The sequence below is a fragment of the Enterococcus sp. AZ104 genome (genome assembly GCF_050546705.1).
GTDB classification, from domain to species: Bacteria; Bacillota; Bacilli; order Lactobacillales; family Enterococcaceae; genus Enterococcus; species Enterococcus faecalis.
In genome coordinates this window covers 2,332,277-2,345,953 of the sequence record NZ_CP172952.1, presented here as the reverse complement: position 1 = coordinate 2,345,953, position 13,677 = coordinate 2,332,277, and the positions used below count along the sequence as shown (strand labels likewise).

At 33.2% G+C, this 13,677-nt stretch carries 15 protein-coding genes; all 15 read left to right on the top strand.

The window, feature by feature from the left end; all coding sequences use genetic code 11:
- Window positions 1–9 precede the first annotated feature (9 nt).
- The 15 genes from IGJ37_RS11210 to IGJ37_RS11140 all read left to right on the top strand — a co-directional run bounded on the left by IGJ37_RS11210 (window position 10) and on the right by IGJ37_RS11140 (window position 13,593).
- A complete protein-coding gene (locus tag IGJ37_RS11210; protein ID WP_174112993.1) occupies window positions 10–2,007 on the top strand; it encodes an isopeptide-forming domain-containing fimbrial protein in 1,998 nt (665 codons plus the stop codon).
- Between the two features lie 3 nt (window positions 2,008–2,010).
- Complete coding sequence (locus IGJ37_RS11205; RefSeq protein ID WP_430598919.1) at window positions 2,011–2,739, top strand: class A sortase; 729 nt, start codon at window positions 2,011–2,013, stop codon at window positions 2,737–2,739.
- Between the two features lie 13 nt (window positions 2,740–2,752).
- Window positions 2,753–3,304: a hypothetical protein gene (locus IGJ37_RS11200; RefSeq protein WP_016626360.1), complete on the top strand. Its 552-nt coding sequence runs from the start codon at window positions 2,753–2,755 to the stop codon at window positions 3,302–3,304.
- Window positions 3,301–3,768: a hypothetical protein gene (locus tag IGJ37_RS11195; protein ID WP_100966729.1), complete on the top strand. Its 468-nt coding sequence runs from the start codon at window positions 3,301–3,303 to the stop codon at window positions 3,766–3,768. Before IGJ37_RS11200 ends, IGJ37_RS11195 begins: the two co-directional genes overlap by 4 nt.
- Complete coding sequence (locus tag IGJ37_RS11190; RefSeq protein ID WP_100966728.1) at window positions 3,749–4,735, top strand: conjugal transfer protein; 987 nt, start codon at window positions 3,749–3,751, stop codon at window positions 4,733–4,735. Before IGJ37_RS11195 ends, IGJ37_RS11190 begins: the two co-directional genes overlap by 20 nt.
- A complete protein-coding gene (locus IGJ37_RS11185) occupies window positions 4,735–4,959 on the top strand; it encodes a hypothetical protein (RefSeq protein ID WP_002365201.1) in 225 nt (74 codons plus the stop codon). Before IGJ37_RS11190 ends, IGJ37_RS11185 begins: the two co-directional genes overlap by 1 nt.
- An 8-nt stretch (window positions 4,960–4,967) precedes the next feature.
- Entirely contained in the window at window positions 4,968–5,357 is a 390-nt protein-coding gene (locus IGJ37_RS11180; protein WP_002394253.1) for a conjugal transfer protein, read from the top strand.
- Between the two features lie 21 nt (window positions 5,358–5,378).
- Window positions 5,379–7,883: an ATP-binding protein gene (locus IGJ37_RS11175; RefSeq protein ID WP_100966727.1), complete on the top strand. Its 2,505-nt coding sequence runs from the start codon at window positions 5,379–5,381 to the stop codon at window positions 7,881–7,883.
- Window positions 7,884–7,898: 15 nt separating this feature from the next.
- Window positions 7,899–9,932, top strand: coding sequence for a hypothetical protein (locus IGJ37_RS11170; RefSeq protein WP_100966726.1), 2,034 nt, complete (start codon window positions 7,899–7,901; stop codon window positions 9,930–9,932).
- A gap of 42 nt (window positions 9,933–9,974) precedes the next feature.
- Window positions 9,975–11,003 carry a phage tail tip lysozyme gene (locus tag IGJ37_RS11165; protein WP_010777924.1) on the top strand — a complete coding sequence of 343 codons (1,029 nt, stop codon included), beginning with the start codon at window positions 9,975–9,977 and terminating at the stop codon, window positions 11,001–11,003.
- Window positions 11,004–11,015: 12 nt separating this feature from the next.
- Window positions 11,016–11,240, top strand: a complete 225-nt coding sequence (locus IGJ37_RS11160) for a hypothetical protein (protein ID WP_002365195.1) — start codon at window positions 11,016–11,018, stop codon at window positions 11,238–11,240.
- Entirely contained in the window at window positions 11,237–11,773 is a 537-nt protein-coding gene (locus tag IGJ37_RS11155; protein WP_100966725.1) for an EF0163 family protein, read from the top strand. Before IGJ37_RS11160 ends, IGJ37_RS11155 begins: the two co-directional genes overlap by 4 nt.
- A gap of 65 nt (window positions 11,774–11,838) precedes the next feature.
- Window positions 11,839–12,195, top strand: a complete 357-nt coding sequence (locus tag IGJ37_RS11150) for an LptM family lipoprotein (RefSeq protein ID WP_010823197.1) — start codon at window positions 11,839–11,841, stop codon at window positions 12,193–12,195.
- A gap of 92 nt (window positions 12,196–12,287) precedes the next feature.
- Window positions 12,288–12,500, top strand: coding sequence for a DUF3173 domain-containing protein (locus IGJ37_RS11145; protein WP_002399131.1), 213 nt, complete (start codon window positions 12,288–12,290; stop codon window positions 12,498–12,500).
- Window positions 12,475–13,593: a site-specific integrase gene (locus tag IGJ37_RS11140; protein WP_002365190.1), complete on the top strand. Its 1,119-nt coding sequence runs from the start codon at window positions 12,475–12,477 to the stop codon at window positions 13,591–13,593. Before IGJ37_RS11145 ends, IGJ37_RS11140 begins: the two co-directional genes overlap by 26 nt.
- The last annotated feature ends 84 nt before the right edge of the window (window positions 13,594–13,677 follow it).

Here is a 13,677-nt window from a genome sequence, read left to right as displayed (position 1 = left end):
AAATTAATAATGAAAAGAGGAAATATTTTGAAGAAAACAACGATTATTCAAGGATTAGCAACAACAATCATTTTAGCAGGCATGGCAATACCAATGATGGTTCAAGCGCAAGAAGGCGGACAAGTTCCACAAACAGTGAGAGCCGATTTTTTCCAACGTTCAAGTGCAAGCTCTAACTCAATCATTAATGCGCCGAATGCTTCTGTGGTAACACCAGATGATGAAGCTGGTTCAAAGTATAGTTTTATTGCAAAGTTTATTAAAGGTGTCACTACGGTTGAAACAGGTGGTGGTGGGTGGACGAATGATGTTTACGTTAATATGCCTCCACAAAAATGGGACGGAAAAATCGGTCTTGATGTAACGAAAACGAAGAAAGGGCAATCGTGGATTCGTTACAATAATGTAGGTACAGCTGATGATGGGACACCAATTGATTTAAAAATTACCATTCAAGACTGGGAACAATATAAAAATGCACAAAATATGGTGTCGAATAATATTGTTGCTTTTAACAATGTTAGTGCGATTGCTACCTATCAAGGTGGTTTCTCATGGGTGAAACAAACATGGACGTACCTAGAACATGGGACAGACAAAGAAAAGCCAGTTTCAGGCTACTATTCATGGATTGATATTGATAATTTACAAGGAATGACGATTGACAAAGATTCGTACAAAGCAATCGATAAATTGTACGTACCAACGAAAGATACAATTGTTAAATATAAAGAAGAAAAAGACGGTGGAAAAACTTTTTATGATTCTGACGATATTCCCTTAGACGATGGTGATAACCGTGGTGATTTTACGTTCTTGTATTCTAATCGTTCTCGATTCGACTTCACATATAGTGAGGACTTCGCGACACGTGAAAAGAATTTAGGGTATCCTTTACCGCCAAAAAATAATAACCAGTATAGTTATTTTGGCTATAGTGCAAAAAAACCAGTTCGGACAGCGCCAATGATTCCTACTAAAACAGTGACAGATAGTGATGAAACAAATGTTGATAAGAATACCTTAGAAGGGTTAGGCGAAGTATATAGCTATACGATTACACATAAAGTTCCTGATGAAATGAAAGAATTTTACTACAGCAACTATGAAATGCAAGACGAACTGATTCCTGAATTGGAACGTGTGTCTGATGTGAAAGTCACGGACGAAGCAGGAAAGGACGTTACCAATAAATTTGAAGCGAAGCATGAAGGCAATTTAGTACGTATGGTTGCAAAGGCTGACGTATTAAAAACAGCGGATTTCTATAATCACGAATACAAATTCAATTTCCAAACAAAAATTCGTGAAGGTGCCAGCTTAGATAAGTACCTTATTGATGGCAAGTTACAAATTCCAAATAAAGCAAAAATTATCCAAAACAACAAAGAAGTCCCAACTGATGAAACAACAACCACTGTCACACCAAAAGACCCGTCTATCGCGAAGAAAATCCTTGAAGGCGATAAAGAAGTGGATTTGACCAGTGCCAAAGTGGGCGATGAAGTGACATTCAAATTAGATGTGCAAGTACCAAACACCAAAGATATGACTTCTTTAGTCATTCAAGATGATTTAGAAGATGTTTTAGAAGCGAATAAAGAAGTGAAAGTTACTCTTTCAGATGGGACAGATATTACGGATCAAGGAAAAATTAGTGTTGATGAAAAAACACAAAAAGTTTCTTGGGCTGCCAATGAACCAAACAAATTAAAAGAAAAACAATTGTTTGTGTACATTAAAGGGAAATTGAAAGACGCAGATTTTTCTCAATATGTCGATGATAAAGGGAATATTATGATTCCAAACGTGGCACAATTGGTGATTAATGATGAACCGACAGATTCTAACAAAGTGAATGTTACAACTCCACAAGAAAAACCAAAAGTATTGCCAAATACTAATATGGATTTTGGAACAAGTGCAGGTGTAGCTACAGTGATTGCAATTTCATTAATTGGTGTGGTCGTAGCAGTGAAACGACAAAAAGATAGCAAAGAGGGCTAATTAATGAAAAAATGGATTGAAAAAAACAAATATTTTGTTGGAGCAATTGGAGTTATTCTCATTGCTCTTTTTTCATTCCTTCTTTTTGAAAACCAACAAAAAGAAGAAGTGAAAGAAGCTATAAATACAGTGGTATCAAGTGGATTAGAGGAAGCGGAGAAGCCAAAAAAACATGTAGAGACAAAATCTAGTGAAACTGTTCAAAGTAATCAAGTAGATGTTATTACTGGTACGGAAGCACAAGAAGAAACACCTATTCCAACAGTGATTTCTTTAACCGAAGGCGAACGTCCGTCTGTTAAAACGATTCAAAATGCCCAAGAAAATTTTAATGAAGTGTCGGATTCTGTTTTAGGGTCTATTGAAATTGATTCTATTCAATTAAAATTACCTATTTTAATGGGTGATAGTTTTGACAATATGCTTTATGGAGCGTGTACTGTTTTATCAAAACAAACGATGGGAAAAGGAAATTATGCTTTAGCTTCTCACAATGCTGGGTATGAAGGATTACTTTTTACCTCGTTAAATAAAGTTTCTGTAGGAGATTTGGTCAAACTTAATGATCGTGAAGGACATTCGTTCATATATAAGGTAAAAGAGCAAAAGCATGTTGATATGACTGATACAACTATGTTGAATCTAACAAGAAAGCCAACATTAACTTTAATAACTTGTGACCAAGCCACAAAAACAATAGGAAGAATTATTGTGATTGCGGAATTAGTTTAGAGGAGGGAAAAAGTTGGTTGAAAAAATAAGGGAATTGTCAAAAGAAGAATTTGTCAATCAGTATATGTTTGATTTTAAGTCATTAATTTTCAAATCCAATAATCCTGAAAAAATAACAGCTAAACAAGAAAAACTCTTGGAATGTGAAAAGAAAATTGCTGTATTATTTTATGAAACATATAAACGAATGAAGGGGTATCCGCCTGATGAGAAAGAACTGGGTAGGATTGTTCAAAGAAATTTCCTTGACCGTTTAAAGTTATTTCGAGTGGAATATGATGTGATTAGTGAAGAAAAATTTTGTGGTCTACACGTAAAAATGGTCAAACAGCAAATGCCATTAGAAAAGTATCGATCCGATGATTTATCTTATATTTTAGGACGAGAAAAGAAGATAGCTATTAATTATTTTATCGCACATGATGATTTTCCTATGGGTTATGAAGAACTAATGATAAGTCGTTCTAAACAAGCAGTTACCCAAGGCTTGGAAGAGTTAAGGGGAGAATTTATGGAAAGATACCATAAATATTACAGAAAAATGGAAAGGAGTTGTATTTTATGAATCAACATATTATGCCAATTTTTAGAGAGCATAGTAAATTTTACCAAAGGTATTCAAATGTACCAGTTCCTGAAATGCTTCGCTTGCATGGATTCATAGTTGATGAAATGCCAATTGATGAAGCAGATATTGTTTATATGGAAAAATATAAAAATTCTTTATTTAAAATGGGGATTATTATTGATGAAGCGCCTTTTAAAAAGGAATTTGTTGCGCAATACGTTTTTCATGGTGGTATAACTAGTTTGATTGCAGAAGGTCAATACTTGAGAAAGCCTAACGGGGATAAAATGTACAATTCGTATTATTTTTATTTGTATAAAGAAGGCTTTCAAACACATAAGGGGCATGTTAGAGAGAGAGTTTATGTTGAAAAGGCGATTAAATCTACTTTTTTAAAAACGTTTGAAAGTTGTTTGGGCTTATTAAGAGTAGGAGGGGAATATGAATTTAAAGAAAATTAAAAAGAAAGAGAAGAAAGAAAAAACACCAAAGGTTAAAACTTTTTCTCAAAAGAAAGCGAATCGGGTTGTGTTAATTGGCGCTAGCGTTTTACTGGTGATGTCAGGAGTTGGTGCGCTTCGAGCCAATGTGATGGCAAGTAATGTAGATAATTTGTATTCAAAAGTGGATACATTAAGTGAACAATCAAAAAAGAATAAAGTTGATAGAGAGGAGCTTGATTATTCAGCCCTCTCTTTTTATGTCGAAAATTTTGCGAAAGAGTATTTGAATTATAACTCGAAAGCTAGTGATGAAGCGAAAAAGGCTCGTATTGATCGATTATCTAAATATTTATCATTAGATGTAAAAAATGTTGATGAAACAGAAAATCTACAAGGGAATGTCTTACGTACGTTTAAAAATACGTCTTTATCACGTATAGAGAAAATGGAAGATTGTTATTTGGTTTATCTAAATGTGAATTATGAATTAGAGAAAGATAAAAAGACTGAAAATGTGACACAGAATATGGTTTTACCAATTCAAGTAAAAGACAATTTGTTTTCAATTGTAGGACGTCCTTATTTTGTAGCAAGTAGTTTATCACAAGGAAAAACAGTACCTCTAAAACAGACAGAAAATTCAATAGATGTTGATGGGAAAGAAAAACAATCTATAGAGAAATTTTTAAAGATGTTTTTTACAAAATATTCAGTTGGGAACAAACAAGAATTAATGTTGTTAATGAAAAATCCAACAACGACAGCAGGTCAAGACTCATTTGTTTCAATAGATTCTGGTGATATGAAATTTTTTGATACAAAGCAGAAAGACGTAACAGGGGTTCAAGTATCGGTTACTTTTTCAGATAAAACAACAAAATTAACGCATACAGAGGATTTTTCGCTTTGGTTATCTAAAACGGAGAATTCTTATTTTATTAATACGATGAAACATTACTTTACAGAGAAAGAAGGAAATGACTAATGAATACAGGAAATTTGAGTAATTTTTTAAGTACAAGTTTTATTACAATTATGGCGGCTGGTGTAATTATTTTGATTCTAAAACACTGGAAAGGTGCTGAATGGGCAAAAATTGGTTCAGTAATTGTCATTGCCTTAATCTTACAGGATTTTGCGACGAATCAAGGAAAAAATATTTTTGCAGTTGTTAAATGGTTCCTAAGTTTAGTTGGAATTAAGATGTAGGTGAGTATATGAAATATTACGATTATTCGAGGGGCTTAAAAGCCCCTTATTCAATGCAAGTTATTAAGTCGCCTAAAGGACAAGTGGTGTGGGTATTTGCACAACCTGTTAGCCTATCCTATCTCCTAATTCTATTCTTAGGGATTGTGTTAACTGGCTTGTTTTGGAAAGAAGTACCATTACCACAAATTTTAGGAATTAACTTAAATTTGTTAATCATGGTGTTGGTGCCGAATAAAGTTGCTCGTTGGTATTCCGAAAAGGAATTCGAAGGAAAAACAGGCTTTGGTTTTTTAAAAGATGGTTTTGTCTATGTGAAAAATTATGTGTTAGATAGTAGACCAATTGTAGCTTTCGAACGAGTAAAAGAAATAGAAGAGTTTTCGTTTAAACGATAAAAAATAAAAAGGAGTGTGAATATGCAATTAGAATATCCATTAACGAATCATATGAAAGGAAATATTGTTTTAACACAAGAAAAAACAGCGATAGCTTACTATCGTGTTCGCTCTGAAACCGTAATGTTGACTGATGTTGAAAAGAAATTAAAAACGAAAAGGAAAGTTGCTCGTGCGTTAAATCGTTTAAAAGCAAATGATGGATTTGAAATTAACCTTTTGCCAGTTAATGCCGACATTCGAGGGAAAATGGGTGCTATGCGTTCTTTAATTGATTCTAGTAATTATGAAGTAGGCGTAGATAAATTGATGAAAACGGCAATGGTTTTAGAACAAGAAATGGGCATGGTTTACGAATATACATGGGTAATTGGTGTACCTTTAATCAAAAAAGACTTGGCTGTTGATTTAAAAGAAACCGTTACTAACTCAATTAGTAACGTATCGGAAAAGTTTGTCAAAGGCTTAGGTTTTGATGTAGAACTAGCAGAAGATTGGGAAAAAGATTATCGAGAGCAAGAATTAGAAGTTTACCAAAATCTATCTGAATTGTTAGTTGAACGATTAACAGAAGATGAATTGTATTATTACCAAGCGTACCAATTCTTGAAAAATATTCCTCATGAGCGACAAGATGTTCTTTCTAGTCAAAATTTAGATAATTTAATGGCAACAAAAATTAAACCATTATTTGGCGGGGGGCTTCATTTAAATTGTGATTATGGCGAAAGCTATATATCCTACCTTCCAATGGGAGATGTAGGTGTTTTTCTTGATGGTAATCATTTTTTAGAGGTCGTTCAAAAAATGCCTTTCCCAGTTGAAGTGAAGATTCAAGCGACTTTTGCAGAAAGTAAAGGGCAATTGGCACTGTCTGGGCGTTCGTCACGTGCAAGAACTCGCACTAAGAATATCATGCAGGAAGCACACTTAGCTGGTTCTAAACAAAAACGAAAGATTGTTGAAGGTCAATTATCACTAGACGATTTAGACCAAAAAATTGATGATGGTGTGGATATTATTGACTGGAAAGCAGTGGTTGTTGTTAGTGGTAGTACAAAAAAACAAATGCGTGCAAGAAAAAAATATTTAATCAATCGTTTTGATAGTTTAGATATTCCACTTATTAAAGCAACGTTTGATAATCCTTATTTATTTCAATCCACTTTGTTTGGTAATTTTATCCGCATGCAGACTTCTCGTTGGCAACACACGTCAACGATTGAATCGTTTGCCGAGTTGAATTTCTTTACTTCACTTCATGCAGGTACGAAGTTAGGCTTTTACCTTGGACGAGTGGATACAACTTTGGAAGAAAAAGAAGATAGAAAATCTATTATTTCTAGTTCAAAAAATCTAATTTTTATGAACATGCTATTAGCGAATAAACAAAATGTTGATGGGAAGAAAACAAATAATCCCCACTGGGCTTTAACTGGCGATACTGGGAACGGAAAATCGGTTACAGCTAAAACATTGTTTATGCAAATGGCACTTTTAAAAGACAGAGTGTTATACATTGATCCGAAAAAAGAAATGCGAAAGCAATTTATGTATACAATCAATGCCCCTGAATATCAAAAGAAATATCCTTTAGATGTTGATTTTGTGAAGTCCTTTAATTTCGTCACTTTAGATGTTCGTGATACGAAAAATCATGGGGTACTGGACCCGATTGTTTTGTTTGATGAAACAGAAGCGATTGCAACAACTAAAGCAATGTTAACCAATATATACGAAGGAACATGGAACTTAAAGCAAAAAACAGAAATTAATGAAGCGATTGCGAAAGTTGTTTCGGAACGGAAAGAAGGAAAAAAGGTTGGATTTTGGCATGTAATTGAGCGATTAGTGGAAAGTGAAATTTCTGACGTGAAAGATATGGGTAGATTTATTTTGTCGACTGTTAAAGGTTCAGTTTTAGAATTGGCGTTTTCTCATGGAGAAGTGGAAGGTTTGTCATTCGATAGAAAAGTAACCATTTTGGAAATCGAGGACTTAGATTTACCAACTGATAAAAATGAAAAGTTAGATGAAAATAAACGTCTTTCTGTTACATTGATGTTTGCTTTAGGAACATTTTGTTCGAAGTTTGGTTCAAGAAATCCAAAAGAAGAAACAGTGACGTTCTTTGATGAATCTTGGATTTTTCAATCTTCGCCAGAAGGTAAAGCGATTTTAAAATCAATGAAACGTATTGGTCGTTCGTTTAATAATTTCTTAGTATTGATTACACAATCAACAAATGATTTGGATGATAGTGAAGATGGTACTGGTTTTGGTACAGTGATTTGTTTTGATGAATTTCAAAATCGAGAAGGGGTTTTGAAATATCTCAATTTACCAGTGAACGAAATTAACATGAAATGGGTCTCAAATATGGTTCAAGGTCAGTGTTTAATGAAGGATATGTTTGGTCAGACTAATCGAATTGTTGTTCATGTAATTTTTGAGGAATGGTTGGAACTGTTCAAAACCGTTGATGATACAGAAGCTTCTAAAATGGAGAACCGCTTTGTTGCATAGGAAGGAAGTGAGAAGATGCAGTATCTAATTGACAGTTATAGTGCGTATACGGTTGATGGTGGTTTGTTGGATAAAGGATGGCAAGTAGTGAATTGGTTCTTTGTAGATATATCATTCTTTATCTTACGAATGTTTGCTTCTTTTTTCCTTTTTTGTGAGAATGTCTTAAACCAATCTGGTTTCTTTGAAGGAAAACAAGAAACGGTATTGAATATGTCAAAAGATGTTTTAAGTGGCTTTGGTGGCAAGGGATTTAGAGGTGGTTCTTTACTTGCATTAGCGATTCTTATTAGTGCATATTATCTGCTTTATCATTTCTTTTCCAGTCGTAGAAGCTTTTCAAAAGTATTCCTTCATTATTTAGCAGTTGTTGTTTTGTTTGGTTTTTGGTTTGGCTCTGTATCAACGTCAACAGGCACAACAAGTGGCTCAACGTTCTTGATTCAATCAACTAACGCAATTGCTAAAGGAGTACAAAGTACATTTACTTCAAGTGCTAATTTAGGAACAGAAGGATCTAAAGATGGAGAAGTATATCAAAGTCCAATTTTTGATGCCACAGTAAAACAAACATTTAATTTTGTAAATAGTGGTTCACTTGATGGGAAAATGGAAAATGGTAAAAAGTTAGACGAAAGTAAACTACTAGAAAAACCTAAATTGTCTAAAAAAGAAAAAGCAAAGTTTGAGGATGAAAGAAGTACCTATATAAAAAATAATGAGAAAGATAATCCATACTTCGCACAGGACGGAGCAAAAACAATGGAAAAAGCTTTTGGCGTTGGTGTGGGTGTAGTCAATTTAGCAGTCTTAGCAGTGCCTGTCACGTATATTAATATTATGCTTAATGTAATTCAAATCATTGTTGATTTACTCATTCTTGTTTTTCCGATTATTGCGTTGGTGTCTTTCTTCCCTCGGTGTCAAATGATGATGTTTAAATTTTTTAAATCATTAATTGGCATTTTATTTTTACCTGTAGTTTTCGGTATCTTTTTGTCTGTGTTATTTTGGGTCAATAAGTTAATTGACCAAGCGTTTTTAGGATTGATGGATAAAGTAAGTAGTAGTTTATTAATGGTGATGTCTGGTGGTGTTTTTCTTTTAGGCACATTAATTGTTACTGCATTGGTGAAAATTATTTTGTATCGGAAAATTTGGAAAAGCAGATATAAAATATTATCATTCTTTTCTGATGGTCAAGTTCAACAACCTTCTTTTGAATCAAAAATGAATGAAAAAACAAAAGAAACGGTTGAACGTACAGGTGAAATTGGTGTTGGAGCAGTAAAAGCAGGAATAGGTGCTTCCGCTGGGAATTTAGCGTTGGCTGCTGATGGTGCTAGTCATTTAATGCCAAAACATGACAAGGCATTGAACTTAGCCAAAGACCATTTTATTGACGATAATGGGCAATTTGCTGGTGTTAAAACAGGATTGCATTCATTATTGAATCGTTTTACTCAAGAAGAACAACAACCATTTAAAGACGATATGTTGCCCGAAGAAGAAATTGCGGAAGTAGAAGAGCCAACCAATGTTGATAATGAGGAATTAGAAGAAATAGAAGATAAAGCTTTAACTGATGAAGTGGACAATTTTGAAGATTTAACAGATGATGAAGCGGATAATTCTTTAGAAGAAATTGATGTTCCGGTCTTAGATGAAACTGTATCTGATTCTGATACTTCTTTAGCTGATGAAAGTAATATTGAGTTAGAGAATGAACTTGATAGTTTAGATTCAAGTGTAGAATCAAGTGAAAATGATAGAGAGGTATTAAATCAAGAACTTGATAAGCAAGAAATAGCAGACAATTTGAATGTTAGGGTCGATAATTTCGATGAGCTGGCATTTGCTCGTGAAGAACGTGCATTTTTTGATGGTGGAGAAGATAGCGAATTAATCACAAACAACAATGATTCATTAAATAACGTTTATTCATTTTACCAAACAGAAGAAAACTTCAATAATTTAGAACAAACAGAGGAACAATTTTTTGGAAGTGTGGACACGGAAGAATATAATGTTGAGGTTGTAGAGGGCTGATGAAATGTTTATCAGTCTTCTTTTTTATTGAAAGGAGAGACCATGAAGAAATCAAATAAGGTTTTAATTGCTAGTTGCTTTGTCTTTATTCTTCCTTTTTTATTATTTTTAGGTGTATTTTCTTCTAGTGAAAGCGGAGATTCTTCCCAGTTTCAGCCTGCTACACCACAGGAAAAAGTAGCATTAGAAGTTTCTAACTACGTGACGTCACACGGTGGAACGTTGCAGTTTGCTTCCGCTTGGATTGGCAATATGGAACATGAAAGTGGATTAAATCCTGCTAGAATTCAAAGTGATTTGGCTTTTAATCCTTCTATTGCTTATAACGCTAGTTTAGGCGGTTATGGAATTGGATTAGGACAATGGGATTCAGGACGAAGAGTTAATTTATTAAATTTTGCAAAAAGTCAAAAAAAGGAATGGGAATCAGTAGCTTTACAAATGGATTTTGCGTGGAATAAGGATGGTTCTGATAGTGACTTACTTAAAAGAATGTCTAAATCAGAAGATGTGAATACACTTGCGGTAGATATTTTGAAGCTGTGGGAACGAGCTGGAACAAAAGATGATCCTGTAGAACAAGCAAAAAGAAAAACTAGTGCTAATAATTGGTATAAGCGACTTTCTACAGGTTCCATGGGCGGGGGTTCAGCCAATATTGGTGGAGGAGAAATTGATATTTTAGAAAAAGTACTAGGACAAACTATTAATGGTGGTCAATGTTATGGCTTATCTGCTTTTTTTGTTGAAAAACAAGGAGGTCTACAAATGATGGGTACGGGGCACATGTTTGCGAGTGAAATTGGTAATGATTATCCTTGGAGTTCAATTGGTTGGACAGTCATAAAGAATCCAAATTATTCAGATATTAAAGCAGGAGATGTCATTAATTTTGGTCAAGGTGGTGTGGCTACTAGTATTTATGGGCATACTGGTGTAGTGGCAAGTGTTGAAGGTAAAAACAAGTTTACTACTTATGAGCAAAACGCTGAACAAGGTCAAATTGTTGCTAAGTATTCTCGGACTTGGGGATTAGATTTTCCACATGTGACCAGCATAGTAAGGAAATAGGAGGAATTATGAATGACTTTGAGTAAGAAAAGTGGTTTAACTAATCGTCAGATAAAAGAAATCTGTTCGAAATTTAACTGTAGAAAAAATGAATTTGCAGTTCAAAAGTACCAAGATAGTTTTTTATTAGCTGTGAATAATAAAGAGTATCGTGTTAAATTTTCTGAGGGGATTTTTTCAAAGATTATGTATATTAAAGAAGTGCAACGCATTTCAAAGAAAGTAGGTAGAAAATGAAAAAGTTAAGTTTAGTAGTTTTAGTATTAGGTGTTGGATTAATATTTTCTGCTTGTAGAGGAAACACCAAAGGTCATGAAACGGAGGCTTCGTCAACAACTGAATTGGTGACTATGAAACCAGTTGATAATATAAATACTACGAAAAGAAGTGAAGTAACTGAAAAAAGTAGTACCAAGTCTATACAGAGTAAGGATAAATCAACGGAAGAAAAGGTATCTAACACTTACCAGTTGGTAGAGGACTTTGGAAATGCTTATGCTAATTTTTCTAGTATCAATGATCGTAACGAAAAATTGAAGAAATTAATGACTGCTGAATGTATAAAGAAAAATGGTATTGATGTGAAAACTGGTGCAAAATTGGAAAGTAAAGGTGAAGTAAGTTCAATATATCAAAATGATAAAAAGGAATACGCAGTCGTGCTTGATTGTGAACAAAACGGAACAAAAACAAGGGTACTTTTACTGGCAAAAGTGAAAGGGAATAAGATAGCAGAAATTACCTATAACTCAATGAAACAAGAGTATTAATTTTGATATACAATTTTTTGCTTTATTTAATAGTGTTACGTTTATATAAGTTAGGAGATGATAAAATGAAAAAGGCAGCTTCAATTGTGTTGATGGTTGTTGCAATTTTTATGATATCTGCCTGTGGTTCTAAATTAGATAAAACAGGTGAAGAATTTAAAGACTCTATAATTAAAGATTCTGCATATGGTGATGAGTATTCAGAAGATAGTTTTAGTTTTTTGATGTATAAAGATAAAGACACTAATCGTTATTTGGCTGATATTTGGGTTCCTGTTAAAGATGAGCCTAGTGCATTGGAGTATTTTTATTATTATGATGAAGATAAGCAGTTAGATAGTACAAAAAGCAAAGTAACTTTTGATGATATGAAAGCTAGTGGTAACTATGAAGTTATCTACAAGTCGGGTAAGTTTAAATAGAAATTCAATTTTAATGAACATTTGACATAGGGTAGTGCTAATTAAGTACTGCTTTTTTTTATGTAATTAAATAGAAGGAGATGGTATTATTAATGTTAAGTACTGTGACAAAAAAAGACATTATTAGCCTTGGATTTTCTCCATACCAATCACAACGTGTTATTCGTGAAGCCAAAGCTTTACTAGTAGAAAGAGGTTGCCACTTCTATAGTGGTAAGAAAATCTCTTGTGTTCCTGTGAGTGTAGTTGAAGAAATTTTAGGAATAGAGGTTAATAAAGGTGGCAAAGACATCAAATGTTTATAAAGACAAAAAGACAGGTAAGTATTATTTTGTTGCAAGTTTGGGTTTTGATTTAAAAGGGAAAAGAATACAAAAATTTAAGCGTGGATTTAAGACAGCAAAGGAGGCAAAAAAAGCTTATAATCAGTTTATGATTGATTATCAAGAAAAACGTGAAAAGATTACATTTGGTAATTTTTACGAAGAATATTATAAATGCTGGTACAAAAATCATGTTAAGGAAGGTACTTTTAAGACCAATACAGGTATAATTGAAAATCATTTATCTATCTTTAATGAGGTACAGATAAATGCTATTGAAACGGTTGATTTACAAAAATTGATTAATTATTTATCTGGTGAGTATAAAACTAAAACAGGTGAAAGTTTATCTCCAGAGTATATTAATTTAATCATTTGTAATATTCAATCCGTATTCGAGCGAGCTTTTATTTTTGGATTTATTGATGAAGATATATCAAAAAAAGTAAGTAGAGTTCGAGTTGAAGAGAAAGAAGTTAACATTTGGACTATAGATGATATGCAAAAAGTAATGCTGCTTAGTGATGAAAGCGATAGTTTATTGTTCTTTAAAAAAATGTTTTTTAGATTTTTATTCATGACAGGTCTTCGGCTAGGTGAAGCCTTAGCTTTGAATTGGGAAGATGTTGATTTTGACAGTAAAGTTGTTTATATTAATAAGACGATGCTTGTTAAAAATAAAAGAGAGTTTAGAACTACAACGCCAAAAACAAAAAGTAGTATTAGAACGGTATCTCTTGACGATGAAACGCTACGGCTTTTTGAAATATGGAGAGAACAGCAATCTCCTTTAAAAATAAACCTTATATTTTCTATAGATGGTGGAACATTGGCTAAGTCTACAACGCATGGCTGGCTTAAAAAACTTTGTGACTTAGCAGATGTGCCAGTGATTAAGATACACGCTTTAAGACATTCTCATGCTTCTATGTTAATTGCCCTTAAGGAAGATTCACTGGTTATTAAGGAAAGATTGGGTCATAGTCGTATAACAACCACTTTAGAAAAATATGGGCACCTTTATAATGGAAGAATGAATGATGTTTCTAAGAAATTAACTGATTTAAAAATTTAGAATAGTAATTGTTAGCTTTATTGTTAGCAAATATAATGAAAACTAATTGTAAGCTTTGTTTTAAAGCGATTTAGAAAGGGATTA

Bases quoted from the DNA above. Each gene is read 5' to 3' on its own strand.
- IGJ37_RS11210 (WP_174112993.1), top strand. From the start codon at position 10: ATGAAAAGAGGAAATATTTTGAAGAAAACAACGATTATTCAAGGATTA.
- IGJ37_RS11205 (WP_430598919.1), top strand. From the start codon at position 2,011: ATGAAAAAATGGATTGAAAAAAACAAATATTTTGTTGGAGCAATTGGA.
- IGJ37_RS11195 (WP_100966729.1), top strand. From the start codon at position 3,301: ATGAATCAACATATTATGCCAATTTTTAGAGAGCATAGTAAATTTTAC.
- IGJ37_RS11190 (WP_100966728.1), top strand. From the start codon at position 3,749: ATGAATTTAAAGAAAATTAAAAAGAAAGAGAAGAAAGAAAAAACACCA.
- IGJ37_RS11185 (WP_002365201.1), top strand. From the start codon at position 4,735: ATGAATACAGGAAATTTGAGTAATTTTTTAAGTACAAGTTTTATTACA.
- IGJ37_RS11180 (WP_002394253.1), top strand. From the start codon at position 4,968: ATGAAATATTACGATTATTCGAGGGGCTTAAAAGCCCCTTATTCAATG.
- IGJ37_RS11175 (WP_100966727.1), top strand. From the start codon at position 5,379: ATGCAATTAGAATATCCATTAACGAATCATATGAAAGGAAATATTGTT.
- IGJ37_RS11170 (WP_100966726.1), top strand. From the start codon at position 7,899: ATGCAGTATCTAATTGACAGTTATAGTGCGTATACGGTTGATGGTGGT.
- IGJ37_RS11165 (WP_010777924.1), top strand. From the start codon at position 9,975: ATGAAGAAATCAAATAAGGTTTTAATTGCTAGTTGCTTTGTCTTTATT.
- IGJ37_RS11160 (WP_002365195.1), top strand. From the start codon at position 11,016: ATGACTTTGAGTAAGAAAAGTGGTTTAACTAATCGTCAGATAAAAGAA.
- IGJ37_RS11155 (WP_100966725.1), top strand. From the start codon at position 11,237: ATGAAAAAGTTAAGTTTAGTAGTTTTAGTATTAGGTGTTGGATTAATA.
- IGJ37_RS11150 (WP_010823197.1), top strand. From the start codon at position 11,839: ATGAAAAAGGCAGCTTCAATTGTGTTGATGGTTGTTGCAATTTTTATG.
- IGJ37_RS11145 (WP_002399131.1), top strand. From the start codon at position 12,288: ATGTTAAGTACTGTGACAAAAAAAGACATTATTAGCCTTGGATTTTCT.